Here is a 25430-nt window from a genome sequence, read left to right on the forward strand (position 1 = left end):
CAGGAGTCCCCATGAGCACCACCACCGTCACCACCACTGCTCCGGCGGACCGGCCTGCCGACGACCCGCGCCCGCCCCGCGGAGTGCGCCGGCGCGGCGAGAGCAGCCCGCTGGCGAGGCTCACCTCGCACGGCGTGCTGATCACGGCCAGTCTGATCGCGTTGTTCCCGGTCGCCTGGCTGGTCTTCCTGTCCCTCGGCCCCGACAAGGACGACTATCTGCGTCCCGGCGGCATCTGGGGCAAGATGACGCTCGACAACTACACGTTCGTGCTGCAGAACACGAACTTCTTCGACTGGCTGAAGAGCTCGCTGATCGTCTCGCTCGGCACCACCGTCATCGGTGTCCTGGTCGCCGCCACCACCGGCTACGCGGTCTCCCGCATGCGCTTCCCCGGGTACAAGAAGTTCATGTGGGTGCTCCTGGTCACCCAGATGTTCCCGGTGGCCGTCCTGATGGTGCCGATGTACCAGATCCTCTCGGACCTGCGGCTCGTCGACAGCTACCTTGGACTGGTCCTCGTCTACTGCACGACGGCGGTGCCGTACTGCGCCTGGCTGATGAAGGGCTATTTCGACACCATCCCGTTCGAGATCGACGAGGCTGGACGGGTCGACGGGCTGACCCCCTTCGGCACGTTCGCGCGGCTGATCCTGCCGCTCGCCAAGCCCGGGCTGGCGGTCGCCGCGTTCTACAGCTTCATCACCGCGTTCGGAGAGGTCGCCTTCGCCACGACGTTCATGCTCGACGACGAGAAGTACACGCTCGCCGTCGGTCTGCAGAGCTTCGTCAGCGAGCACGACGCACAGCGCAACCTCATGGCCGCCACCGCGGTCCTGATCGCGATCCCGGTCTCCGCGTTCTTCTACCTGGTGCAGAAGAACCTGGTCACCGGCCTCACGGCCGGCGGTACGAAGGGCTGACCCCCTTCGCCTGAAGACTCCCGCGTGCCTCACCTCACGCGGGTAGGCGGCCGCGGTGTCCATCCGACCCCGCTGTCACCGCGGCCGCCTCGTCCTCCCGCCGCCCCACTCGCCTCCCTGACCGAACCTCGTATCAAGGACGACATGAGCCAGCAGCACTCCGCCGCCCCGGCCCCGACCCCCACCTCCGACGCGGCCGTCGCCACCGTCACCCGGCGCCGCGACTGGTGGCGGGACGCGGTGATCTACCAGGTGTACCCGCGCAGCTTCGCCGACAGCAACGGCGACGGCATGGGCGACCTGGAGGGCATCCGCTCCCGCCTGCCGTACCTGCGCGACCTCGGTGTGGACGCCGTGTGGCTCAGCCCCTTCTACGCCTCGCCGCAGGCCGACGCCGGCTACGACGTCGCCGACTACCGCGCCGTCGACCCCATGTTCGGCACCCTGCTCGACGCGGACGCGCTGATCCGCGACGCCCACGCACTGGGCCTGAGGATCATCGTCGACCTGGTGCCCAACCACTCCTCCGACCAGCACGAGTGGTTCAAGCGCGCCCTCGCCGAGGGCCCCGGCTCCCCGTCGCGGGACCGCTACCACTTCCGGCCCGGCAAGGGCGCGAACGGCGAGCTGCCGCCCAACGACTGGGAGTCGATCTTCGGCGGCCCGGCCTGGACCCGGGTCACCGAGCCCGACGGCACGCCCGGCGAGTGGTACCTGCACCTCTTCGCGCCGGAGCAGCCCGACTTCAACTGGGAGCACCCGGCGGTCGGCGACGAGTTCCGCTCCATCCTGCGGTTCTGGCTGGACATGGGCGTGGACGGCTTCCGCATCGACGTCGCCCACGGCATGGTCAAGGCCGAGGGCCTGCCCGACCTCGGCTCGCACGAGCAGCTGAAACTGCTGGGCAACGATGTCATGCCGTTCTTCGACCAGGACGGCGTGCACGACATCTACCGGCAGTGGCGGCTCATCCTCGACGAGTACAGCGATCCGATGGGGCCCGAAGGGCCTTCCGCGGAAGGGCGGGGGCGGGAGACGGGCGGGCGCATCTTCGTCGCCGAGGCCTGGACGCCGACCGTCGAGCGCACCGCCAACTACGTCCGCCCCGACGAGCTGCACCAGGCGTTCAACTTCCAGTACCTGGGCACCCACTGGGACGCCGCGGAGCTGCGCGAGGTCATCGACCGCACGCTGGACGCCATGCGCCCGGTCGGCGCCCCGGCCACCTGGGTGCTCTCCAACCACGACGTCACCCGCCACGCCACCCGCTTCGCCAACCCGGCGGGCCTCGGCACCCAGATCCGCCTGGCCGGCGACCGCGAGCTGGGTCTGCGCCGGGCCCGCGCGGCGACGCTGCTGATGCTGGCGCTGCCCGGTTCGGCGTACGTCTACCAGGGCGAGGAGCTGGGCCTGCCGGACGTCGTGGACCTGCCGGACGAGGTGCGCCAGGACCCGGCGTACTTCCGCGGCGCGGGCCAGGACGGCTTCCGCGACGGCTGCCGGGTGCCGATCCCGTGGACCCGCGAGGGCTCCTCGTACGGCTTCGGCGACGGCGGCAGCTGGCTGCCGCAGCCCGCCGGCTGGGGCGAGCTGAGCGTGGAGGCGCAGACCGGCGAGCCCGGTTCGACGCTGGAGCTGTACCGGTCCGCGCTCGCCGTGCGCCGGGAGCGGGCCGACCTGGGCGCGGGCGACGCGGTGGAGTGGCTGCGCGCGCCCGAGGGCGTGCTCGCCTTCCGGCGCGGGGAGTTCGTGTGCGTCGCCAACACCACCGGTGAGTCGGTGACGACCCCGGCGTACGGGCGGGTGCTGCTCGCCAGCGGTGCGGTGGAGGAGACGGCCGGCGAGGCGAAGGTGCCGGCCGACACCACCGTGTGGTGGACGACGGGCTGACCTTCCGGCGGTCGTGATCCTCTGACGGTCGGGGCCTTCCGGCGGTCGTGCCCTCACGACGGTCGCGACCCTCGGTCGTCCGGCCCGCAACTTTTTTCCTTCAAGTTGGTACGGCCCGCTGCCCTTTCGGGTGGCGGGCCTCTAACATCTGCGTTGCCGCAAGGTTGCTGAAGCTTTCTGCAAGAAGCTTCAACCGATCCGGGCGGTTTCCCCACACCCTTCGATGAAGAAGGAACCCCACATGGCACGCAGAACCCTCGCCGGGGCCGTCGCTCTCGCGGCCGCCTCGGTTGTCATGGCCCCGACCGGAGCGCAGGCGTCCCCGCCCGGCAGCAAGGACGTCACGGCCGTCCTGTTCGAGTGGAACTTCGCCTCGGTCGCCCGTGAGTGCACCACCACCCTCGGCCCCGCCGGCTACGGATACGTCCAGGTCTCCCCGCCCGCCGAGCACATACAGGGCTCGCAGTGGTGGACGTCGTACCAGCCGGTCAGCTACAAGATCGCCGGGCGGCTCGGTGACCGCGCCGCGTTCCAGAACATGGTGAACACCTGCCACGCGGCCGGTGTGAAGGTCGTCGCCGACGCCGTCGTCAACCACATGTCCGCGGGCAGCGGCACCGGCACCGGCGGCTCGTCGTACACGAAGTACACCTACCCCGGCCTGTACTCCTCGTACGACTTCGACAACTGCACCGCGCAGATCACCAACTACCAGGACCGCGGCAACGTCCAGAACTGCGAACTCGTCGGCCTCGCCGACCTCGACACCGGCGAGGACTACGTCCGCGGCGCCATCGCCAAGTACCTCAACGACCTGCTCTCCCTCGGCGTGGACGGCTTCCGCGTCGACGCCGCCAAGCACATGCCGGCCGCCGACCTGGCGAACATCAAGTCCCGCCTGAGCAACCCGGGCGTGTACTGGAAGCAGGAGGTCATCCACGGCGCGGGCGAGGCCGTCCAGCCCACCGAGTACACGGGCAACGGCGACGTCCAGGAGTTCCGCTACGCCTACGACCTCAAGCGGGTCTTCAACAACGAGAACCTCGCCTACCTGAAGAACTACGGCGAGGGCTGGGGCTACATGAACAGCGGTGTCTCGGGCGTCTTCGTCGACAACCACGACACCGAGCGCAACGGCTCGACCCTGAGCTACAAGGACGGCGCGAACTACACCCTGGCCAACGTCTTCATGCTGGCCTGGCCCTACGGCGCCCCCGACATCAACTCCGGCTACGAGTTCACCGACCACGACGCCGGACCGCCCAACGGGGGCCGGGTCGACGCCTGCTGGCAGAGCGGCTGGAAGTGCCAGCACGCCTGGCCGGAGATCAGGTCCATGGTCGCCTTCCGCAACGCCACCCGCGGCCAGGCGGTCACCAACTGGTGGGACAACGGCGGCGACGCGATCGCCTTCGGCCGGGGCAGCAAGGGCTTCGTGGCCATCAACCACGAGTCCGGCTCGCTGACCCGCACGTACCAGACGTCCCTCGCGGCGGGCACGTACTGCGACGTGCAGAACAACAGGACCGTGACGGTGAACGGCTCCGGCCAGCTCACCGCCACCCTCGGCGGCAACACGGCCCTCGCGGTGTACGCGGGCAAGTCGAGCTGCTGAACGCGCGCGGGCCGCGCCGCCGTTCACGGGGCGGCGGCGCGGCCCCCGCCGGATGCAAATCCTTACCGTTACTTTCAGAACCCTTGCTGTAAAGCTTTCAACGGGGATACGGTCACGCCGGCGCCCCGGTGACGTGGCCGAAACAGGTCGTGCGGCCGTGGCGCGGGGTCGGACCCAATGAGCCGTAAGCGCAAGGAGTTCACGCCTTGATACCCAGATGGCCCGCGCCCCCGGGGCGCCGCACCGCGCGCGGCAGACGTGTCGCCGCCGTCACCGTGGCCGCGCTCGCCGCCGCCCTCGTGCAGCCGCTCGCCGCCCGCGCCGTCACCCCGCCCGCGCCCCCCTCGGACGCGCGGCTGGCCGAGTCGCCGGCGCGGCACGACCTCACGCGCGAGCAGTTCTACTTCGTCCTGCCGGACCGTTTCGCCAACGGCGACCCGAAGAACGACCGCGGCGGACTGACCGGTTCGCGCCTCACCACCGGCTACGACCCCGCCGACAAGGGCTTCTACCAGGGAGGCGACCTCAAGGGCCTCACCGAGAAGCTCGACTACATCAAGGGCCTGGGCACCACCGCCATCTGGATGGCGCCCATCTTCAAGAACCAGCCGGTGCAGGGCACCGGCGACAACGCCTCGGCCGGCTACCACGGCTACTGGATCACCGACTTCACCCAGGTCGACCCGCACTTCGGCACCAACGACGACCTCGAGAAGCTCATCGACAAGGCCCACGCCAAGGGCATGAAGGTCTTCTTCGACGTCATCACCAACCACACCGCCGACGTCGTCGACTACGAGGAGAAGTCCTACGACTACCTCTCCAAGGGCGCCTTCCCGTACCTGACGAAGGACGGTGAGCCCTTCGACGACGCCGACTACGCGGACGGCTCCCGGCGATTCCCGCGCGTGGACTCCGGTTCCTTCCCGCGCACCCCGGTCGTGCCCGCCGCCAAGAAGGACACCAAGGTCCCCTCCTGGCTCAACGACCCGGAGATGTACCACAACCGCGGCGACTCCACCTTCGCCGGCGAGTCCGCCGAGTACGGCGACTTCTCCGGCCTCGACGACCTGTGGACCGAGCGTCCCGAGGTCGTCGACGGCATGGAGAGCATCTACCGGCGCTGGGTGCGGGACTTCGACATCGACGGCTTCCGGATCGACACCGTGAAGCACGTCAACATGGAGTTCTGGACCCAGTGGGCCACCGCCCTGGACGCCTACGCGGCGAAGCAGGGCCGGGACGACTTCTTCATGTTCGGCGAGGTGTACTCCGCCGACACCGACATCACCGCCCCGTACGTCACCGAGGGCCGGCTCGACGCCACGCTCGACTTCCCGTTCCAGGAGGCGGCCCGCCAGTACGCCTCCCAGGGCGGCAGCGCGAAGAGGCTCGCGGCCGTCTTCGGCGACGACCACAAGTACACGACCGGCCGGGCCAACGCCTACGAGCAGGTCACCTTCCTCGGCAACCACGACATGGGCCGCATCGGCACGTTCCTGAAGCAGGACGACCCGGACGCCTCCGACGCCGAGCTGCTGAGGAAGGACATGCTCGCCAACGAGCTGATGTTCCTCAGCCGCGGCAACCCGGTCGTCTACTACGGCGACGAGCAGGGCTTCACCGGCGCCGGCGGCGACAAGGACGCCCGCCAGACCCTGTTCGCCTCCCGCACCGCCGACTACCTCGACGACGACCTGATCGGCAGCGACCGCACCCACGCCGAGGACACCTACGACACCCGCTCCCCGCTCTACCGGCGGATCAGCGCCCTCGCGAAGCTCCGCACGGCGCACCCCGCCCTCACCGACGGCATCCAGCGGGAGCGGTACGCGGCCGACGGCGCGGGCGTCTACGCCTTCTCCCGCACCGGAACGGGCAAGGACACCACCGAGTACGTGGTCGCCTTCAACAACGCCGCCGAGCCGAGGACCGCGACCTTCGCCACGGACTCCGCCCGGATGACGTTCAAGGGCCTCCACGGCACCGACGCCACCGTCACCAGCGACGCCGACAGGAAGATCACGGTCACCGTCCCGGCCGGTTCGGCGATCGTACTGAAGGCGTCCGGCCCGCTCGCCGAGCCCGCCGCCGAGCCGACGGTCAGCCTGAAGGCCCCGGACGCCGGCGCCACCGGCACCGTCGAGGTCACCGCCGACACTGGGGGCACCTCCCGCTCGAGCGAAGCCGAGAGTGGGGGAGGCGGACAGCTCAACCGCGTCGTCTTCGCCGCCCAGACCGGCAACGGCAGGTGGCAGACGCTCGGCTCCGCCGACCACGCCCCCTACAAGGTCACCCACACCATCGGCGAGGACGTGCCCGCCGGCACCGCCCTGCGCTACAAGGCCGTCGTGATCGACTCGGCCGGCCGCACCGCGAGCGCCCTGGCCGCCTCCACCACCGGCACTCCGCAGGCCGAGGCCCCGCCCACCGCCGTCTCCCGCGACTACGCGGTCGTCCACTACAAGCGCGCCGACGGCGACTACGACGACTGGGGCCTGTACGCCTGGGGCGACCTGGCGGACGGTGAGGCCACCGAGTGGCCCAAGAGCCACCCCTTCACCGGCCGCGACGCCTACGGCGCCTTCGCCTACGTCAAGCTCAAGCCGGGCGCCTCCGACGTGGGCTTCCTGGTGATCGACAAGGACGGCACCAAGGACGTCTCCACCGACCGCACGATCGACCTCACCACGACCGGTGAGATCTGGATCGAGCAGGGCAAGGAGACCGTCACCACCGAACGGCCCGAGTACCCGGCCCAGGACACCACCAAGGCCGTGCTGCACTACCACCGCGCCGACGGCGGTTACGACGGCTGGGGCCTGCACACCTGGACCGGCGCCGCGAACCCCACCGAGTGGTCGAACCCCCTGAAGCCGGTGAGGACCGACGCCTACGGCGCGGTCTTCGAGGTGCCGCTCACCGAGGGCGCCACCAGCCTCAGCTACATCCTCCACAAGGGCGACGAGAAGGACCTCCCGTCCGACCGGTCGCTGGACCTCAGGGCCGACGGCCACGAGGTGTGGCTGCTGAGCGGCCAGGAGGCGTACCTGCTGCCGCAGCCCGCCGGTTCCGCGGCCGCCCTCGACCTGTCCACCGCCAAGGCGGTCTGGATCGACCGGGACACCGTCGTCTGGGACGGCTCCGACGCCGCCGCCTCCACCCAGCTCCTCGCCTCCCGCACCGGCTCGGTCACGGTGCGGGACGGCACGCTCGTCGGCGACGACGCGCGCTGGCTGCGCCTGGCGAGGACGTCCCTCACCGACGCCCAGAAGGCGAAGTTCCCGCACCTGGAGGACGGCACCGCCTGGACCGTCGACCCGCGCGACCGGGACCGCGTGCGCGAGGCCCTGCGCGGCCAGGTGATCGCCTCCCAGCGCGCCGCTGGGGGCACCTCCCAGGCTTCCGGCACTGGGGGAGGCGCCGTGCTCGCCGCGACCGGCGTGCAGCTCGCGGGCGTCCTCGACGACCTGTACGCCGCCGACGCCACGCGGGCGGACCTCGGCCCGGTGTTCCGCCACGGCCGGCCCACCCTCTCCGTGTGGGCGCCGACCGCCCAGCAGGTGTCCCTGGAGATCGGCGGCCGCACCGTCCCGATGCGCCGCGACGGCGACTCCGGCGTCTGGTCCGTCACCGGCCCCCGCTCCTGGAAGGGCGCGGAGTACCGGTACGCGGTGAAGGTGTGGGCGCCCGAGGCCCGCGCGGTCGTCACCAACAAGGTCACCGACCCCTACTCGGTCGCCCTGACCACCGACTCCGAGCGCAGCCTCGTCGTCGACCTCGCCGACCGGAGCCTCGCCCCCAAGGGCTGGACGTCCCTCGACAAGCCGGAGGCCGTGCCGCTGAAGGACGCCCAGATCCAGGAACTGCACATCCGCGACTTCTCCGTCGAGGACCGCACCGCGAGCGACCCGGGCACCTACCTGGCCTTCACCGACCAGGACAGCGACGGCTCGCGGCACCTGCGGGAGCTGGCCGCGGCCGGCACCTCGTACGTGCACCTGCTGCCCGCGTTCGACATCGCCACCATCCCCGAGAGGAAGTCCGACCAGGCGAGCCCCGACTGCGACCTCGCCTCCTACCCGGCCGACTCCGACCAGCAGCAGCGGTGCGTGGCGAAGACGGCCGCCAAGGACGCCTACAACTGGGGCTACGACCCGTACCACTACACGGTCCCCGAGGGTTCCTACGCCACCGACCCGGACGGCACCGCCCGCACGGTCGAGTTCCGGAAGATGGTCAAGGCGCTCAACGAGGACGGCCTGCGCGTCGTCATGGACGTCGTCTACAACCACACCGCCGCGAGCGGGCAGGCGAGGACCAGCGTCCTGGACCGGATCGTGCCCGGCTACTACCAGCGGCTGCTGGCCGACGGCTCGGTCGCCAACAGCACCTGCTGCGCCAACACGGCCACCGAGAACGCCATGATGGGCAAGCTGGTCGTGGACTCCGTGGTCACCTGGGCCAAGGAGTACAAGGTCGACGGCTTCCGCTTCGACCTCATGGGCCACCACCCCAAGGCCAACATCCTCGCCGTCCGCGCGGCCCTCGACGCGCTGACCGTCGAGAAGGACGGCGTCGACGGCAAGAGCGTCATCCTGTACGGCGAGGGCTGGAACTTCGGCGAGATCGCCGACGACGCCCGCTTCGAACAGGCCACGCAGCAGAACATGGCCGGCACCGGCATCGCCACCTTCTCCGACCGGGCCCGTGACGCCGTGCGCGGCGGCGGCCCCTTCGACGAGGACCCCGGCGTGCAGGGCTTCGCCTCCGGCCTCTACACCGACCCCAACTCCTCGAAGGCCAACGGCACCGAGGCCGAGCAGAAGGCCCGCCTGCTGCACTACCAGGACCTGATCAAGGTGGGCCTGAGCGGCAACCTCGCCGACTACACCTTCACCGACACCAGCGGCAAGGAGGTCAAGGGCTCCCAGGTCGACTACAACGGCGCCCCCGCCGGCTACGCGGCCGCCCCCGGCGACGCCCTCGCCTACGCGGACGCGCACGACAACGAGTCGCTGTTCGACGCGCTCGCCTTCAAGCTGCCGAAGGACACCTCCGCGGACGACCGGGCCCGCATGCAGGTCCTCGCCATGGCGACGGCCACCCTCTCGCAGGGCCCGGCCCTCTCCCAGGCGGGCACCGACCTGCTGCGCTCCAAGTCCCTGGACCGCAACTCCTACGACAGCGGCGACTGGTTCAACGCCATCCACTGGAACTGCGCGGACGGCAACGGCTTCGGCCGCGGCCTGCCCCCGGCCGCCGACAACGAGGACAAGTGGCCCTACGCCACGCCCCTGCTGGGCGCGGTGAAGGCCGGCTGCCCGCAGATCGAGGGCGCCTCGGCCGCGTACCGGGACCTGCTGGAGATCCGCTCCACGGAGAAGGCGTTCTCCCTGGACACGGCCGCGCAGGTGCAGTCCCGGCTCGCCTTCCCGCTGTCCGGGAAGGACGAGACGCCCGGCGTCATCACCATGAAGCTCGGTGACCTCGTCGTCGTCTTCAACGCCACACCGGAGCGGCAGGAGCAGCGCGTCGCCGCGCTCGCCGGGACGGGCCACGGCCTGCACCCGGTGCAGGCGGCGGGCGGGGACACGGTCGTGAAGACCTCGTCCTACGCCAAGGGCACCGGCACGTTCACCGTCCCGGCGCGCACGGTCGCCGTGTTCACCGCCGCCGGCTGACCCGGGGGGAGCTGCGGCTAGTGTGAGCCCTCCTGACCAGTCACAGGAGGGCTCATGCCGCAGATCACCGTCGACTACTCCGAGCGTCTGGCGGACGGCTTCGACCGGCCCGCCTTCGCGCGGGACCTGCACACCGCCGTCGTGGAGATCGCGGCCGCGAAGCCGCCCGCGTGCAAGACGCGGTTCCGGCACACCGAGGACGTCGTGGTCGGCCCCGACACCGACGGGCACGCCCTCGTGCACGTGCACATCGGCCTGCTGCCCGGCCGCACCGACGACACCAAGGCCCGGCTCACCGAGACGGTCCTGGAGCTGCTGCGGCGGTACGTCAAGGCCGAGCAGGGCGTGACGCTGCACGCCTCCGCCGAGATCCGCGACCTCGACGCGTCGTACCGGAAGTTCGAGGAGTAGCCCTCAGGGGGACGCCAGCGCGATCAGCCGGGCGGCGAGGTCGGTGAACGGCCCGTCGCCCGGCTCCTTCGCCAGCAGCCCGCGCAGCAGCGCGGCCAGCTCCGCGTCACGGGCGGCGGCCACGGCGGCCAGCGCGGCGAAGTCCTGCACCAGCTGCGTCTCCAGCTCCTCGCGCGGGATGCGCCGCCCGTCCAGCCAGATCAGCGCCGTCGACTCGACGAGCGAGATCCAGGAGCGGACCACCAGCTCCAGCCGCGCCGGCACGGGCTCCGCCACCCCCATGTGCGCCAGCACCTGCTCGTAGGCGGCCTGCCGTACGGAGTCGACGAGCGCGTTGGTGGTGGAGGAGCCGACCGCGGGACCGCCGCGCATCAGGGCGGAGAAACCGGGACCGTGTGCGTCCACGAAGTCGAAGAAGCGGCTCATCACCCGCCGCAGCCGCGACCCCAGCGGGCCCTCGTGCGGCTCCACGAACCGGGACGCGAGATCCTCCGAGGCCCGCCTCAACGCCGCCTCGTACAGGCTGAGTTTGCCGGGGAAGTAGTGGTACACCAGCGGGCGCGAGATGCCCGCGCGCGACGCTATCTCGTCGATGGAAACCTCGTCGGGCGAACGACGGCTGAACAGTTCGAGGGCCACGCCGATCAACTGCTGCCGCCGCTCCTCGACTCCCATCCTGCGACGCACCCCGGTAGTCATGCGAACACCTTACCGATCGATTCCGGCCTCGAACGGTCCGGACCGGCCGACGGTGTTCGGTCGGCAGACGCTAACGCAGCCCGGTGACCGGCTTCCCGTTCTCCAGCGTGCCCTCCAGATAGGCCCGGGCGCCCTTCCCGGCGCGCACGGTCAGCAGCCGGCCCCGCGCCGAGCCCTCGACCCCGCCCGTCGCCCTGACCGACGCGATGCCGTCGCTGCCGGCGGCCAGCAGGTACCGGGAACCGGCCCCGGACTTCCACAGCACCCCGGCCAGCACCCGCGGTTCGCGCGGGCCGCACGCCGGCACGTCCTGCGCCGTCGCCGCCACCGCGCCGAACCGCCCGCCCGGCGTGTGGAACTGCGCCAGCACCCGCGCGCCGTCGCCCCGCCAGGTCTCGGCCCGTGTGCACACCCACGTCCCCGACCCGCTGCCGTCCCGCCCGGCACCGGGCAGCGGCTGCTCGGCGAACGCCCAGGCGTTCACCGTCCGCACGCCCGCCGAGCGCAGCGCGCCCAGCGAGCAGGCGAACGGCGCCCAGGTGCGCAGCGCCCCGGCACCGGAGGCCGGCCGCGGCGCGCCGGGCGCTCCCGCGGTGAGCCGCGCCGGGACCAGCTCGCCGAGGTCGGTCACCAGCCGGGTGCCCTTCCCGTCGGTCAGTTGCAGCACGCTCCACGAGCTGCACGGCCCCGGCCGCTGGACGGGCCCGGCCAGCGGCGGGGTCACCCCGCCGGTGAGGGTGAGGCCGGTCGCGCCGGTGTCCGGGGCGCGCAGGTCCCGCCGGGCCGCCCCGCGCACCCAGGGCGCCGTCAGATAGCGCACGTTGCCGTCCGCCCGGCTCAGCACCACCGCGCCCGCGTCGTCCCGGCCGGCCCCGTCGACCCGGGCGAAGTCGAGCGCGGCGCCCGCGGTGCCGTGCACCGGCTCGGCGTAGCGGGCGATGCGCAGACCGTCGTACAGGATCACCACGCGGGCGGTGTCGACCGTCCCCGCGTACAGCAGCCGGGGCGGTCCGGCGGGGCCGCCGGTCGGGGTGCCCGGGGTCGCCGACACCTGGACCGCCCCGCCGGGCCGGGCCCAGACGGCGAGGGCACGGCGCAGCAGGGCCCGGTCACCGGTGCGGTCGCCGCGGGCCGGCCACACGGAGAAGTCGGTGCGCGCGGAAGTCCGCCAGGCGGTGGGGGAGACCCGGGTCAGCTTCGCCGGGTCCAGCGCCGCCTGCGCGGCCGGGTTGCGCGCGTACGGGGGAGCCGCGGGGCCGTCCCCGCCCCAGCCGTCGCCCGGCAGCGCGAGCAGCGTCCCGCAGACCGCCAGCGCCGCGCAGGCGACCAGCGCGGCCCGCCCGTGCCGGCGGCGGCGCAGGAGATCGGTCGGCCGGGCCTGGAGCGAGCAGGGGTCGAACTCGGGCGAGTCGAGCAGCCGGTACGCGTCGGGGACACGGTCGGCCTCGGCGAGCGCGGCGTCCGCGTCGGCGACGCCCGCGGCCGTGAGGATCCCGCGCACGTCCCCGTCCGGGAGCCGCTCCAGACCGCGCAGCGCGTGGGCGGCACGGGCGGCGCCGGACAGGGCGGACAGCCGCTGGTCCAGCGCGAGTTCGTCGGCGCCGCCCGGACGCGGGAACAGCTTCAGGCCCCACACCTGGGGCAGCAGCGGCGGCAGTTGCGCCCGCTTCGGCCACGCCCGGCGCCTCAGCGGCAGGCCGGCCTCCAGCGCCGTACGCACCACCTGGAGGCGGACCAGCGCGTACCCGGGGTCGCCCTCGGGGCCGGTCCGCTGGGCGGGGACCACCGGTGCCGGGGTGCGGCCCCGCGGGAGCGCCCGCTGGACCAGGTGGTGCGCGGTGAGCACCCGCCTGCCGCGGCTCCTGCCGGACGGCAGGACCAGGTAGGCGAGCCGCACCAGGCGGGGATAGTGCTCGACGAGCGCGGCCTCGGCCTGCTCGACGTCCACCATCGGACCGGCGGGGGAGGAGGGCGCGGAGGGCTGGGCGACGTCCGGTGACTGCACGTCCAGCTGAACGAGCGAGGCGGTGGATGGTCACCTGGCCCAGGTCCTGGCGCCGGGGTCACTCCCCGGCGGGCTCGACGAGCTGCCGCGCGTAGGCGGCCATGGAGCCCTGGCAGCGCGGCGGATGGGGGCGAGGGCGCCGAGGACCAGCGGCAGCCCTTCACGGTGCCGCCCGAGACTCGACAGGCACAGCGTCCGCCGTCCAGGGCCTGCCGGTAGAGCGGCACCGCCCGGTCGGACCGGCCCGTGGAGTCCCAGGCGCAGGCCCGCTCGAAGGGGCCCAGCGGGCTGTCCTCGGGCAGTTCGGCGACGAGTGCGTCGATCACGGCGCGGAAGGCCGGAAATTTGAGTGCTGCGGGCGGCACAGCCGTATCGAGGGCGAAGGGCCCCGCGCCGGGGCTCCGTGCGGCGTGTCGCCGTCACGACGCCGCCGTCAAGGACCGGAGGAACACACATGAGGGTCACCCGACCGATGCTCGCGCTGACCGGCGCGGTCGCGGCACTGGCGCTGGCGGGCTGCGGGTCCGGCGGCCACGAGGACGGGGTGCCGCCCACCGCGGCCGGCAGCCTGGAGCACCTGGCCGCCGAGGCGCGGTGCGAGCCGAACATGCAGACCGACGCCGACACCATCCGCCAGGCGCTGTGCGGGAAGGGCGACGAGAAGTACGTCCTCGCCACCTTCGCCACCGACCGCGGCCAGCGCGAGTGGCTCGACACGGCCAAGGACTACGGCGGTTACTACCTCGTCGGCCGCAAGTGGGTCGCCGTCGGGGAGGAGGACACCGTCACGGCGCTGCGGAGCACGCTCGGCGGGACCATGGAGGAGGGGTCCGAGCACATGAACCCCGGCGGCAGCCACAACCGGGGCGGCCACCACGGCTGACCCCGCGGACGCGCACGCGGAAGGGGCCGGTGGCGGGAGATCCCGCCACCGGCCCCTCGCGGTCACCGGACTACTGGCAGTCCCGGCCGCTGTTGATGCAGTCGACCATCTCGTTCATCAGGTCCTCGTCGAAGAAGTTGACGAAGTCGTTGTGGTCGGTGATCGGCTTGTGCAGCTGCTCGGGGAAGGAGTCCACCGCGAACGGGTTCACCACCTGCCCGTTCTCGATCCGCGGGGCCGGGAGGTCGTAGACCAGGCGGACCTGGAGCTGGGGGATGGCCTGGAAGCCGTTCGAGCAGGTGCCGTCCGCCTCGACGAAGTCGACGTGCGTGCGGTGGTTGGCGCTGTCGATGTTCTGGCCGTCCCAGCAGCTCTGGAAGGCGGAGGTGCGCACCACGCTGCTGCCCTCGGGGCAGATCGGGTACTTGTCCGTCACCTGACGGTCCTCGAAGCCGGTGCAGCTCCACGCGGTGTTGGCGTTGTTCAGGCCGTTGGTGAAGGCCTTCGCGTCACCGGTGATGATGCGCAGGGCCCGCGGCATCGCGACGACGTCGCTCGTCCGGTTGCCGACGAACTTCAGCTGGGCCTCGCTGGGCGCGACGATCCTGCCGACGTTGCCGTCCTGACCGCCACCCGGCTGACCCTGGTCGATGTCCTGCGTACCGTCCTGGATCCGGATGACCGGCCAGAAGTACGACGACCGGTCGCCCTGGTTCTGGCAGGTCGTCTCCCCGCCCGCCAGGTCCTCGTCGCTCGCGAAGGCGGTGTTGGCCTGGTTGCCGACGTAGTCGTGCTGGTGCTGCGCGCCGTTGCTGACGCCGGGAGCGACGATCACGTTGTCCGAGTTGCGCAGCGCGTTCTCGTTGGTGCCGCACTCGGTGGTGAAGCTGCCCGTCGAACCGCCGTCGCCGTTCGCGGCCAGACCGTTGGGCAGGTTGCGGGAGTTCGGCTGCACGTCCTCGATGGTGACGAAGTCGTCCGCCACCGGGCCGTTGCCGGCCTGGCCGCCGTTGCCCTGCTCCTGACCGCCGTCGTTCTGACCGCCGTCGCCCTGGTCCTGGCCGTCGTCCTGGCCGCCGTCACCCTGGTCACCGCCGCCGTTGCCCGGCTGCTCGACGGGAACGCCCTGGCACGGGGCGAACCGGCCCAGGTCGCGCGGCGCCTTGCCGCCCGCCCGGTTGATGTCGATGCCGATGCGGTCCAGGGTGGCCGTCCGCTTGGACTTCAGTGGTCCGAGGATGGCGTTGTCGACGTAGGCCGCGTCGCCCGCCTGGGCCTGGCGGGTCTCCGCGAGGCGCGTGTAGGCGTCGGTGATCTGCCGGTCGAGCCGGGCCAGTTCGCGCGCGACGCCCTTGCGCGCGCCGCGCGGCACCTTCGTCAGCTTCTGGCCGACGTCCGGGCAGTTGATCGTGGCGACCTGCGTCCCCCTCGACGTGGTCCGGTTGTGGCCTCCGTTCTCCTCGTGCGCCGAGGCGTAGAAGTTCGCCCAGATCAGCCCGCCCCCACCGAGCGCCAGGGCCGCCGCCCCGGCAACGGCCTTGGTGGCCAGTGGCGTACGGCGTTTTCTTGTGTTGCGTCCCATGGAACTCCTCTGACTTCCTTGCGGGGCATCCCATTGCGGGGCATCGAGGCGCCCGACAGGAGTGAAGCGGCGCCCTCCAGTACGGGTGCCGCCCCACGGGTGTTCAGCCGTCGCGGAAATCGACGAGAAGTCGGTACCGGCACACGGGTCTCAACAGGCCCTGGAGTACCGGGAGTTGCCGATCACCCACCCGGGGTGAGGGAGCGGGCCGGTCTCACCGGTCGCGGTCGAGGTAGGCGAGGACCGCCAGCACGCGCCGGTTGTCGTCGTCCGACACCTCCAGGCCCAGTTTGGCGAAGATGTTCGCGGTGTGCTTCGCGATCGCCCGTTCCGTCACCACCAGCCGGGCCGCGATCGCCGCGTTGGTGCGGCCCTGCGCCATCAGCTCCAGCACCTCCAGCTCGCGGGGCGTCAGCCGGGCCGGCGACCGGTCGCCGCCCGACCGCCGCGCCAGCAACTGCTGGATCACCTGCGGATCCATCGCCGTACCCCCCGCCGCCACCCGCCGTACCGCGTCCACGAACTGCTCCGCGTCGAACACCCGGTCCTTCAGCAGATACCCCACCCCGCCGCTGCCGTCCGCCAGCAGCTCCCGGGCGTACAACTGCTCCACGTGCTGCGAGAGCACCAGCACCGGCAGCCCCGGCCGCCTGCGGCGCGCCTCCAGCGCGCACTGCAGCCCCTCGTCGGTGTGCGTCGGCGGCAGCCGCACGTCGACGACGGCGACGTCGGGTTCCAGCTCGGCCAGCGCCCGGGCCAGTTCCGGCCCGGACTCCACGGCCGCCGCGATCTCGAAGCCGTGCGCCTCGAGGAGCCGGACGAGTCCGTCGCGCAGCAGGAACAGGTCTTCGGCTAGGACAACGCGCAAGGGATCTCCACGGTGACCATGGTGGGGCCGCCCGCGGGACTGCTGACGGCCAGGACGCCGTCGAATGTACCCAGCCGCCGCTCCACCCCGGTCAGTCCCGACCCGGCCCCGATCACCGCCCCGCCCCGGCCGTTGTCGGTGACACCGATCCGCAGGTGGCCGTCGGTGTGGTGCAGGTCGATCCAGACGCGGTCCGCGCCGGAGTGCTTCACCGCGTTGGTCAGCACCTCGCTCACCGCGAAGTAGGCGGCCGACTCCACCGGCGCCTGCGCCCGTCCGGGCAGGTCCACGCTCACCTCGGTCGCCACCGGCAGCCGGAGCGCCAGCGCCCGCACCGCGTCACCGAGGCCGCGCTCGGCCAGCACCGGCGGATGGATGCCGCGCACCAGCTCCCGCAGCTCCGCCAGCGCCTCCACGGAGGACCGGCGGGCCTGCGCGATCAGCTCCTTCGCCTTCGCCGGGTCCGTGTCGAGCAGGGCCTCGATGGTCCCCAGGTCCATGCCGACCGCCACCAGCCGCGCCTGCGCCCCGTCGTGCAGGTCACGCTCGATGCGGCGCAGTTCGGCGGCGGAGGTGTCGACGGCGTCCCGGCGCGTCTCGGTCAGCACCCGCACCCGCTCGGCCAGTTCGCCCCCGGGCGAGCCGAGGACGGCCCGGGTGAGCAGGAAGTGCCCGTGCAGCAGGCGCGGGACGAAGAAGTGCGCGAGGAACAGCAGGGCGAGCGCGAGTGCCCCGGCGCCGAGCGCCGACCCCTGGCCGGTGACCCGCACGAAGCCGTACCAGTAGCCCTCGGGCAGCACCCGCCACAGCCCGACGGCGATGGCGAGGCCCTCCAGCGGGTACAGCAGCAGCACGGCCGGCAGCAGCGCGGTGACGAAGCCCGCGGTCATGTCGACCGGCAGCCACCGCAGGTCCCGCCAGGTCGCCGGATCGCCCAGCATCCCGAACGTCCGCCCCCACGGATTGGCGTCCTCGGGCACCGGCCGGTACGTCGGCGGGATCCGCACCCCGCCCCACTCGGCCGCCAGCACCCGCCGCCCGTTCGCGAACGCCCGCACCCCCTGGAGCACGTACGGGGTGGTGACGATGCCGACGCCGATCGGGATCAGCGCGATGGACACGACGGACAGCACGAAGCACAGCACCGCGCCCGGCAGCGACACCAGGGACAGCGCGAGCCCCCGTACCGCCGCCAGCGCGATGCCCCGCCCCGTGCCCCGCCCGCTGCCGCTCTTCGAGTCGATGGTCATGGCGCCAGTCTGGCCGAGCGCAATCCGCGGGGCACTGGGCCGGGCCCCCCGGTCCGGGGGTGGTGCTGACTACACCCCTCCGGTGCTCGCCAGCACTCTCGCCTCCACCTCCGGATCGAGGCCCTTGCCCGTCCGGTCCGGGCGCTGCGGCGCGCTGCCGCCGATCTCCTGGAGCCAGCGCCAGGTGTCGGCGACGGTCTCCCCGGCCGGGCGGCAGCGCAGTCCCGCCGCGACCGCGCGCGAGACGTCCGCCGAGTGCAGCGCGTCGTGCAGGTCGCTGCCCGGCGGCACCCACACCGGCAGTTGCGTCCACGGCTCGATCCCCGCGGCGAGGATCACCTCCGGCGCGGTCCACCGCAGCTCGGCCCCGCCGCCGGTCACCTCGGCGCACGCCTCCAGCAGTTCACCCGTCGTGGCGTGCCCCTGCGGCGAGATCAGGTTGTACGGCCCGCTCAGCCCCCGCTCGGCGGCCCCGAGGATCCAGTCGGCGAGATCACGGACGTCGACGTACTGCAGCGGCAGCTCACGCGGACCCGGGGCGAGGACCGGGCCGCCGCGCGCCATCCGGTTCAGCCACCAGGGCAGCCGGCCCACGTTCTCGTACGGGCCGAGGATCAGCCCGGCCCGCACCAGCACCGACCGGTCCGCGCCGAAGGCGTCCACGGCGGCCAGCTCACCGCCCCGCTTGTCCCGCGCGTAGTCGGTGCCGCCGGCGTCCGCAGAGGCGCCCCCCACCACCGGGGCCCGCTCGGTGTACCCGGCGGGCGGGGCCCACTCGTACACCGAGCAGCTCGACACGTACACGTACCGCCCGGCGCGGTCCCGCAGCAGCCGTGCCGCGTCCCGCACCGCGCGCGGGGCGGCCGACCAGGTGTCGACGACGGCGTCCCACTCCCCGGGGTCCTCGTCGAGCGCGACCAGGCCGTCGGGCGCGGTGCGGTCGCCCAGCAGCGTCCGCACGCCCGGCGGTGCCCCGTGCCGCCCCCGGTGGAAGACGGTCACCTCCCATCCCCGCCCGAGGGCCGCCTCGACGACGGCCCGGCCCACGAACTCCGTACCACCCAGCACCAGAAGTCTCATACCGGCGACTCTGCCCGCCCGGACGGCGTGGGGGAACGCCGATCTGCTGACGGCAGACCGGCGGTACGGGACCGGCGCCCGGACGACGCGGAGGGGCGCCCACCCTCACGGCGGACGCCCCTCGCGCGGACTGCGGGACGGATCAGACCTGGCCGGCCTTCTCCAGCGCGGTGCAGCACGTGTCGACCAGCAGACGGGTCACCACGTACGGGTCGACGTTGGCGTTGGGACGGCGGTCCTCGATGTAGCCCTTGCCGTCCTTCTCGACCTGCCACGGGATGCGGACCGAGGCGCCGCGGTTCGAGACGCCGTAGGAGTACTCGTTCCACGGGGCGGTCTCGTGCAGACCGGTGAGGCGGTCGTCGATGCCGGCGCCGTAGTTCTTGACGTGGTCCAGCGGCTTGGAGCCCTCGCCGAGCGACTCGCAGGCGGTGATGATCGCGTCGTAGCCCTCGCGCATCGCCTTGGTGGAGAAGTTGGTGTGCGCGCCCGCGCCGTTCCAGTCGCCCTTGACCGGCTTGGGGTCGAGGGTGGCGGAGACCTCGAAGTCCTCGGCGGTGCGGTAGAGCAGCCAGCGGGCCACCCACAGCTGGTCGGAGACCTCCAGCGGGGCCAGCGGGCCGACCTGGAACTCCCACTGGCCGGGCATGACCTCGGCGTTGATGCCGGAGATGCCGAGACCCGCCTTCAGGCAGTTCTCCAGGTGCGCCTCGACGACGTCACGGCCGAAGATCTCGTCCGAGCCGACACCGCAGTAGTAGCCGCCCTGCGCGGCCGGGAAGCCGCCCTCGGGGAAGCCGAGCGGGCGGGCGCCCTTGAAGAAGGTGTACTCCTGCTCGATGCCGAAGATCGGCTCCTGGTCGGTGAACTTCCCGGCGACCTCGGCCAGCGCGGCACGGGTGTTGGTCTCGTGCGGCGTCATGTCCGTGTTCAGGACCTCGCACAGCACCAGCACGTCGTCACCGCCGCGGATCGGGTCCGGGCAGACGAAGACCGGCTGGAGCACGCAGTCGGAGGCGTGCCCCTTGGCCTGGTTGGTGGAGGACCCGTCGAAGCCCCAGATCGGCAGGTCCGCGCCCTTGGCGTCATCGCCCAGGATCTTCGTCTTGGACCGCAGCTTGGCGGTCGGCTCGGTGCCGTCGATCCAGATGTACTCGGCCTTGAAGCTCACGGTCCACATCCTTCGGGGTGGGGCTGGGCGCTGGTGCGGGTGCTGCGGCGCTGCGGCACTGGGGCGCCGCCGTAGATGCCACGCAGCTTGTCAACAGGCGATTTCCCGGCCATTGCCCGAATGTGAACCCCGTGTTACCTGGCACTGCTGTGGCCCGCCTCACCCTGTGAGCACGCGGGGGGACGGGGCCGCTTGTATGCGAGGGGACGCGGAGGGCCCGCCCGGCCGCGCCGGGCGGGCCCCGGCGTCACCCCACCTTCTCGATCACCGCCCTGCGGATCAGGAACTTCCCGGCCTCCCGCACCTGCGCGAACGCCGCGTTGTTGAGCAGCACACAACTGCCGGACACCGAGGTCACCTCCACCGTCGTGGACTTGCCGTTGTCCAGGTTGGTGACCTTCAGCCGGGTGCCGGCCGGGAACCGGTTGCTGGAGGCGGCCGGTGCGCCGTCCTCGCCGGAGAGGGTGACGGTGGACCCGGCGCACACCTGCTCGCCGGAGGCCGCGGCGTCCTCCCCGCCGGGCTGCGAGGGGGCGGCCGGCTGCTCCGGCTGCGCCGTGGGAGAGCCCTGAGCCGACTCCCCGACCGCGCACCCGGACGCCTCCTGCTGGAGCCGGATCTGGGCGATGACCGCCTCACGGTTGGCGATCCGCGCCTCCGACTGCGCGTCGGGGGCGGCCCGTTGGCCCTCGATGAACCGCTGGTTGTTGCCGAGCGCCGTGGCCAGCCCCTGGCAGACGGTGGAGCCGGCCGCCGACTTGGTGACCGGCGGCGGCGCGGCGTTCGAGGTGTTCGCCATGACGAAGGCCCCGCCACCCGCCACCGTGGCCGCGCTCAGCAGCAGCGCGAGCTTCTTCTTCGGACCGAGGGTTCTCCTGCGCGGCATGCGCGCCTCCTGAAGAGGTAGGGGAGCGTACGCCGCTAGGTACGAGATACCGAACGCAGTTGCTCAGTGACCGCGCCCGCCACCCAAGTGGCCTGCGTCACACGGCAGTCGTGCCGTCCGCGATCAACGGGACAGGGCGTCCCGTACCGCCTCGTCGGTGCGCGCCACGACCGCCGTACCGTCCTCCGCCGTGATGATCGGCCGCTGGATCAGCCGGGGGTGCGCGGCGAGCGCCGCGATCCAGCGGTCCCGCGCACCGGCGTCCCGAGCCCAGTCCTTGAGCCCGAGCTCCTTCGCGGCGGCCTCCTGGGTACGGGTGATGTCCCACGGCTCCAGCCCGAGCCGCTCCAGGACGGCGCGGATCTCGTCCTCGCTCGGCACGTCCTCCAGATAGCGGCGGACGGTGTACTCGGCTCCCTCGGCGTCGAGCAGGCTGATGGCGCTCCGGCACTTGGAACAGGCCGGGTTGATCCAGATCTCCATGCGGCCCACGGTACGCCCCGTGCCCCACCACCCGCCCCCGCCCACCGCCGACGCGCGGCGCGCCTTCTTCCCATCGAGAAAGACATTTCCTCACCCTCTCGTGACTTCTTTCTTTCTTTAAGTGCTGTCGACTGATTCTTTTATGTGTGAGGGGTGTGAGGGAGTGACCGATTGGTTCCCGGTGAGGGGCGTTGCTAGTGTTCGCCGCCATGGAAATCAAGGAGGCGGTACTCTGGGCTCTCCTGGGGGGCGGCGCAGCGGAAATGACCCTGTTCTTGGGTGCCGTCAAACCGTCATCGCCGAAAAAGCAATGGGTGTGGCCGTGGACGCCGTCCGAGATGCGCGTCTACGGAGTGTGGATGGCCGTCAGGGTCACCGTCAGCGGTGCGCTGGCGGCGCCGTTCGCCGCCACCGGGAAGGTCTCCGACGCGCTGACGGCCTTCCTGGTGGGGGTGGTGGCCCCACTCCTCATGGCCAAACTCGCGGCGACGGCACAGCAGTTCGTCGGAAGGACAATGCTGGATCCACCGCAGCAAGATCAAATCTATCCCTCGGACGGCCCTGCGGCAAATGGGCAGGGCGGAACCATAATGGGGCAGTCCACGTCTCAAGTTGAGCACCCGGTCGTCCCCGAGGCGCGTACCGCAGGGGATGCCGACTTGGGCAATGTTGGTACCACGGGGGTAGGAAATGCCGAGCAGTAGTCGCCTGTTGATTCGAGCCCTTGAAGGAATCGGAAAGCCGGAGACGATCGCCGAACCGGTGCATCCGCAGCGCTACACGCATCTTGCCGCCCTGGCCGCCCAGCCGCCCCGGCCGGACGCGGACGCGGCGACCTGGCGCGCCGACCGGTCCGCGGGGCCCGGGAAGCCCTCCCGCCTCCGCGCGCGCACCGTGTCCGTCCTGGTCTTACTCGGAGGTCTGACCGCGGGCACGACGGCCGGGTTCTGGGCGGGCTGGACCAGCCGGCCCGACACCCCCTACGGCGAGTCGGCCGCCCCCGCCCAGGTGGAGCAGGTGTTCGACGTCGGCAGTGCCGCGACCGGAGCCGCCTTCGGCCCGGACGGCACGCTGGCGGTGGGCACCGCCAGTGGAAGCGTGACCGTCCTCGACGCGCACCGGCCCGAGAGCAGGACCCAGCTCCCCGGCGGGGACTCCGGACCCATCACCCGGACGGTGTTCAGCCCCGAGGGAGGCGTCCTGGCCGCGGGCAGTGAGGACGGCACGGTGCGGCTGTGGGACCGGCCGACCCGGGGACCCGAACACCCCATCGCCGTCCTGCCCATGAGGGAGGACGGCGAGTACGGCGGTGCCGTCAACGACCTCGCCTACAGCCCCGACGGCAGGATCCTCGCCGTCGCCAGTTCCACCTCGACGGTGCGCATCTGGGACGTCTCCGACCCGGAGAACCCGGAGCCCCTGGCCACCCCCAGCCGCGACCACGCCGTCACCCGGCTGGCCTTCAGCCCGCGCGGCACCATCCTGGCGGTGGGCAGCACCGACGGAACCGTGCAGCTGTGGGACATCAAGGAACCCGACGACCCGCGGATCATCGAGGGCGGCCGGGCCGTCACCGACGCCTCCGTGACCGCGCTCACCTTCAGCGCCGACCGGAAGTCCCTGGCGGTCGGCAACTCCCGGGGGTCGGTGCAGCTCTGGGACGTCTCCGACCCGCGCAGTCCACGCAAGGTCAACGCGGCCCGTGCCGTCGGGTACACCAACGAACTGAGCTTCAACGCGCCGGGGTACGTGCTGGCGGCCAGCAACTCCGACGGGACCGTCCGCCTGTGGGAGGACCTGGACGACCTGATGAACCCCCGCGTGCTGACACGGGAGACGGATCAGGGAGAGCTCAGCAGCGTCGCCTTCGCCACCGGTGACGACGAGAACACCCTCGTCGTCACCGGCACCGACGGCTCGGTCCAGCTGTGGAAGGCGTGAGCGGTCCGTACGGGGGCCGACGGGACCCGCGCGGCACCTGGCTGTTCGAATTTCAGCCGCCTCACGCGCACCCCGCGGAGCTGGTGTGACAGAGCGACAACTTCCCCGCTGACCAGGGGCTTCGGGCGCTTTCCGAGCCTCCCGGATGTCAGTGCCGGGCGGTAGACTGTAAGCAGTGTTCGAGGGAATCGCCGGGGTCGTCGTGGACCTCGGCGGGCGCCCCGACCGCGACAGGAGGATGCCCGTGCCCGCTGCCGCACTCAAGTCGAAGCCCCTGCCCACCCAGTCCACCGCGAAGCGTCCCGTGCTGCTCGACCTGCCGTGCGCCCCGGTGGAGAAGCGCCCGCTGCCGCCGGGCCGCCCGCGCGACTGGTACGTCACGCACAACCGCCGGCTCAAGGCGATGCGCCTCGCCATCGCCCTGCTCGACTCCGGCGTCTACCTGCCCCAGCAGGCCCGCAACGCGACGATCCGGAGCACGGCGGAGCTGATCGGCGTACACCCGCCGTCGGACACCACGTGCCACATGGTGCGCGCGTTCATGCGCTACAACCGCTGAGGCGGGGACCGGTGCCGGGCGCCCCGACCGCGGGGCGCCCGGTTTCCGCGTCACGGGGTCCGGCGGCTCGTCCGCCTCCGGGCCCCCGGACTCCGCCCCGGCGCCGGATGGCCGTGCCGGGCGGTGTACCGCGCCGCGGGCCCGGGCGACCGAGGCCCGTCCAGGTTGCACCGGTTTGTCCGGGTGTCTTCTTTTGAAGGGCAAAATAGCGGTAATTTTTCATGAAGAGGTACATATCGCACGCACATGAGGGGGTCCTGCCCCATGTCAACAGGGACACTTCTGGCGATCATCATCCCCGTCGTGGTGGTGATCGCCGTGGCGGCCGTGGCGGTCTCGCTGCTCATGCGCCGCCGGAAGCTGCGCGAGCGCTTCGGCCCGGAGTACGAACGGACGGTGGAGGACGCCGACAGCCGCATGGCCGGCGAGCGGGAGCTCAGGGCCCGCGAGAAACGGCATGACTCGCTCGACATCAAGCCGCTGGAGGACAGCGCCAGGGATCGGTACACACGGGACTGGACCAGCGTGCAGGAAGAGTTCGTGGACCGCCCGGAGGACGCCGTGCACCACGCCGACCGCCTGGTGACCTCCTTGATGCACGAGCGCGGCTACCCGACCCAGGACTTCGAGCAACAGCTCAAGGACCTCTCGGTCGAGCACGGCCGCACGCTCGAGCACTATCGGGCCGCCCACGACGTCGACGTGCTCAGCACCCGGCACGAGGCGACCACCGAACAATTGCGGGGTGCCATGGTGCACTACCGGGCCCTGTTCGACGAGCTGCTCTCCGACGGCGGCGAACCCCGCCGCGCCCCGGCCTGAGACGGCTCGGCGAACGGCCCGCCGCCCCGATCGGGAAAGCCCAGGACCTCCGGAGCGGAGGAGACATGCAACACAAGGACATACCGGACACCGCCGCCGCGAGCGGCCTGTCCACCGACGACCTCGCCCAGCCCCGCGACACCTCCACGGGGGAGGGCGCGGAGAGCACACCGGCCGAGGTGCCGACCTTCCCCGGCGAGAGCACGAGCACGCCGGGCAGGCCCGCCGAGGACGAGGCGGTGGGAGCCGGTTCCGGCACCGGGCCGCACGCCGCGGACCGGGACGCCCACGCCGAGGACGAGGCCCCCCAGCTCCTCACCCCCGAGGACGAGGAAGGGTTCCGCACACGCTGGCAGGAGGTACAGAACAAGTTCGTGGACGACCCGCGCGACGCCGTGCACACCGCCGACGCCCTCGTCGCCGACGTGATGCAGAGGCTGGCCGCCACCTTCGCCGACCACAAGCAGGAACTGGAAGGACAGTGGAACCGGGGCGAACAGGCGGACACCGAGGACCTGCGTCTGGCCCTGCGCCACTACCGCGCGTTCTTCAACCGCCTGCTCGTCACCTGACACGACGCGACGGCGCGGCGGTGGACGCGCCGGGCCGGGGCCGGACCCGCCCAGTACCGGCGGGTCCGGCCCCGCACGGCCTCGGCCCCCTGCCGGACGACCCCGA

General features: G+C 72.1%; 20 protein-coding genes and 1 pseudogene. 11 read left to right on the top strand and 10 right to left on the bottom strand.

The genetic code is table 11. The features are described 5' to 3' along the window. Positions 1-11 precede the first annotated feature (11 nt). From FHX78_RS25320 to FHX78_RS25340, 5 genes are all read left to right on the top strand, one after another. Positions 12-923, top strand: a complete 912-nt coding sequence (locus tag FHX78_RS25320) for a sugar ABC transporter permease (RefSeq protein WP_145869702.1) — start codon at positions 12-14, stop codon at positions 921-923. Between the two features lie 144 nt (positions 924-1067). Beyond that, a complete protein-coding gene (locus FHX78_RS25325) occupies positions 1068-2813 on the top strand; it encodes a glycoside hydrolase family 13 protein (protein ID WP_145869703.1) in 1746 nt (581 codons plus the stop codon). 241 nt (positions 2814-3054) lie between these two features. Further along, positions 3055-4428 carry an alpha-amylase gene (locus FHX78_RS25330; protein ID WP_145869704.1) on the top strand — a complete coding sequence of 458 codons (1374 nt, stop codon included), beginning with the start codon at positions 3055-3057 and terminating at the stop codon, positions 4426-4428. Positions 4429-4634: 206 nt separating this feature from the next. Beyond that, positions 4635-10112 carry a pullulanase-type alpha-1,6-glucosidase gene (gene pulA / locus FHX78_RS25335; protein ID WP_145869705.1) on the top strand — a complete coding sequence of 1826 codons (5478 nt, stop codon included), beginning with the start codon at positions 4635-4637 and terminating at the stop codon, positions 10110-10112. 54 nt (positions 10113-10166) lie between these two features. Beyond that, positions 10167-10523, top strand: coding sequence for a 5-carboxymethyl-2-hydroxymuconate Delta-isomerase (locus FHX78_RS25340; RefSeq protein WP_145869706.1), 357 nt, complete (start codon positions 10167-10169; stop codon positions 10521-10523). 3 nt (positions 10524-10526) lie between these two features. On the opposite strand, the gene FHX78_RS25345 is transcribed toward FHX78_RS25340, so the two are convergent. The 3 genes and pseudogenes from FHX78_RS25345 to FHX78_RS25355 form a co-directional block, all read right to left on the bottom strand. Beyond that, entirely contained in the window at positions 10527-11222 is a 696-nt protein-coding gene (locus tag FHX78_RS25345) for a TetR/AcrR family transcriptional regulator (RefSeq protein WP_145869707.1), read from the bottom strand. Positions 11223-11292: 70 nt separating this feature from the next. Next, the gene (locus FHX78_RS25350; RefSeq protein WP_145869708.1) at positions 11293-13227 is read right to left on the bottom strand and encodes a hypothetical protein; all 1935 of its coding nucleotides are present in this window, start codon (positions 13225-13227) and stop codon (positions 11293-11295) included. Positions 13228-13285: 58 nt separating this feature from the next. Continuing rightward, positions 13286-13592 (bottom strand): annotated as a pseudogene (locus FHX78_RS25355) (tetratricopeptide repeat protein). Positions 13593-13681: 89 nt separating this feature from the next. On the opposite strand from FHX78_RS25355, the gene FHX78_RS25360 reads away from it, so the two are divergent. Beyond that, positions 13682-14110, top strand: coding sequence for a hypothetical protein (locus FHX78_RS25360; protein WP_145869709.1), 429 nt, complete (start codon positions 13682-13684; stop codon positions 14108-14110). A 70-nt stretch (positions 14111-14180) separates the two neighbouring features. On the opposite strand, the gene FHX78_RS25365 is transcribed toward FHX78_RS25360, so the two are convergent. From FHX78_RS25365 to FHX78_RS25395, 7 genes are all read right to left on the bottom strand, one after another. Beyond that, positions 14181-15692: a DUF1996 domain-containing protein gene (locus FHX78_RS25365; protein WP_145869710.1), complete on the bottom strand. Its 1512-nt coding sequence runs from the start codon at positions 15690-15692 to the stop codon at positions 14181-14183. Positions 15693-15906: 214 nt separating this feature from the next. Beyond that, on the bottom strand, positions 15907-16560 hold the full coding sequence (locus FHX78_RS25370) for a response regulator (protein ID WP_145869711.1): 654 nt from the start codon (positions 16558-16560) through the stop codon (positions 15907-15909). Continuing rightward, positions 16545-17810 (bottom strand): sensor histidine kinase, encoded by a 1266-nt coding sequence (locus FHX78_RS25375; RefSeq protein ID WP_145869712.1) that lies wholly within the window; start codon positions 17808-17810, stop codon positions 16545-16547. Before FHX78_RS25375 ends, FHX78_RS25370 begins: the two co-directional genes overlap by 16 nt. A gap of 69 nt (positions 17811-17879) precedes the next feature. Then, a complete protein-coding gene (locus FHX78_RS25380) occupies positions 17880-18890 on the bottom strand; it encodes an SDR family oxidoreductase (RefSeq protein ID WP_145869713.1) in 1011 nt (336 codons plus the stop codon). Positions 18891-19032: 142 nt separating this feature from the next. After that, complete coding sequence (gene glnII, locus FHX78_RS25385) at positions 19033-20061, bottom strand: glutamine synthetase (RefSeq protein WP_145869714.1); 1029 nt, start codon at positions 20059-20061, stop codon at positions 19033-19035. A 247-nt stretch (positions 20062-20308) separates the two neighbouring features. Next, positions 20309-20947, bottom strand: coding sequence for an RlpA-like double-psi beta-barrel domain-containing protein (locus FHX78_RS25390; RefSeq protein ID WP_145869715.1), 639 nt, complete (start codon positions 20945-20947; stop codon positions 20309-20311). A gap of 123 nt (positions 20948-21070) precedes the next feature. Next, on the bottom strand, positions 21071-21430 hold the full coding sequence (locus FHX78_RS25395) for an arsenate reductase family protein (protein ID WP_167531852.1): 360 nt from the start codon (positions 21428-21430) through the stop codon (positions 21071-21073). A gap of 209 nt (positions 21431-21639) precedes the next feature. Here FHX78_RS25395 and FHX78_RS25400 point away from each other — a divergent pair, with 209 nt between their 5' ends. From FHX78_RS25400 to FHX78_RS25420, 5 genes are all read left to right on the top strand, one after another. After that, positions 21640-22134 carry a hypothetical protein gene (locus FHX78_RS25400; protein ID WP_145869717.1) on the top strand — a complete coding sequence of 165 codons (495 nt, stop codon included), beginning with the start codon at positions 21640-21642 and terminating at the stop codon, positions 22132-22134. Between the two features lie 7 nt (positions 22135-22141). Beyond that, a complete protein-coding gene (locus FHX78_RS25405) occupies positions 22142-23371 on the top strand; it encodes a WD40 repeat domain-containing protein (protein ID WP_167531853.1) in 1230 nt (409 codons plus the stop codon). Between the two features lie 244 nt (positions 23372-23615). Beyond that, complete coding sequence (locus tag FHX78_RS25410; protein WP_145872151.1) at positions 23616-23930, top strand: hypothetical protein; 315 nt, start codon at positions 23616-23618, stop codon at positions 23928-23930. 264 nt (positions 23931-24194) lie between these two features. After that, on the top strand, positions 24195-24752 hold the full coding sequence (locus tag FHX78_RS25415; protein ID WP_145869719.1) for a hypothetical protein: 558 nt from the start codon (positions 24195-24197) through the stop codon (positions 24750-24752). 65 nt (positions 24753-24817) lie between these two features. Further along, a complete protein-coding gene (locus tag FHX78_RS25420; protein WP_145869720.1) occupies positions 24818-25324 on the top strand; it encodes a hypothetical protein in 507 nt (168 codons plus the stop codon). Positions 25325-25430: the final 106 nt, after the last annotated feature.

Source organism: Streptomyces capillispiralis (assembly GCF_007829875.1).
GTDB lineage: Bacteria > Actinomycetota > Actinomycetes > Streptomycetales > Streptomycetaceae > Streptomyces > Streptomyces capillispiralis.

Excerpts from the sequence above, each read along its gene's own strand:
- FHX78_RS25320 (WP_145869702.1), top strand. The coding sequence starts at position 12 with ATGAGCACCACCACCGTCACCACCACTGCTCCGGCGGACCGGCCTGCC.
- FHX78_RS25325 (WP_145869703.1), top strand. The coding sequence starts at position 1,068 with ATGAGCCAGCAGCACTCCGCCGCCCCGGCCCCGACCCCCACCTCCGAC.
- FHX78_RS25330 (WP_145869704.1), top strand. The coding sequence starts at position 3,055 with ATGGCACGCAGAACCCTCGCCGGGGCCGTCGCTCTCGCGGCCGCCTCG.
- FHX78_RS25340 (WP_145869706.1), top strand. The coding sequence starts at position 10,167 with ATGCCGCAGATCACCGTCGACTACTCCGAGCGTCTGGCGGACGGCTTC.
- FHX78_RS25345 (WP_145869707.1), bottom strand. The coding sequence starts at position 11,222 with ATGACTACCGGGGTGCGTCGCAGGATGGGAGTCGAGGAGCGGCGGCAG.
- FHX78_RS25360 (WP_145869709.1), top strand. The coding sequence starts at position 13,682 with ATGAGGGTCACCCGACCGATGCTCGCGCTGACCGGCGCGGTCGCGGCA.
- FHX78_RS25365 (WP_145869710.1), bottom strand. The coding sequence starts at position 15,692 with ATGGGACGCAACACAAGAAAACGCCGTACGCCACTGGCCACCAAGGCC.
- FHX78_RS25375 (WP_145869712.1), bottom strand. The coding sequence starts at position 17,810 with ATGACCATCGACTCGAAGAGCGGCAGCGGGCGGGGCACGGGGCGGGGC.
- FHX78_RS25380 (WP_145869713.1), bottom strand. The coding sequence starts at position 18,890 with ATGAGACTTCTGGTGCTGGGTGGTACGGAGTTCGTGGGCCGGGCCGTC.
- FHX78_RS25390 (WP_145869715.1), bottom strand. The coding sequence starts at position 20,947 with ATGCCGCGCAGGAGAACCCTCGGTCCGAAGAAGAAGCTCGCGCTGCTG.
- FHX78_RS25395 (WP_167531852.1), bottom strand. The coding sequence starts at position 21,430 with ATGGAGATCTGGATCAACCCGGCCTGTTCCAAGTGCCGGAGCGCCATC.
- FHX78_RS25400 (WP_145869717.1), top strand. The coding sequence starts at position 21,640 with ATGGAAATCAAGGAGGCGGTACTCTGGGCTCTCCTGGGGGGCGGCGCA.
- FHX78_RS25415 (WP_145869719.1), top strand. The coding sequence starts at position 24,195 with ATGTCAACAGGGACACTTCTGGCGATCATCATCCCCGTCGTGGTGGTG.
- FHX78_RS25420 (WP_145869720.1), top strand. The coding sequence starts at position 24,818 with ATGCAACACAAGGACATACCGGACACCGCCGCCGCGAGCGGCCTGTCC.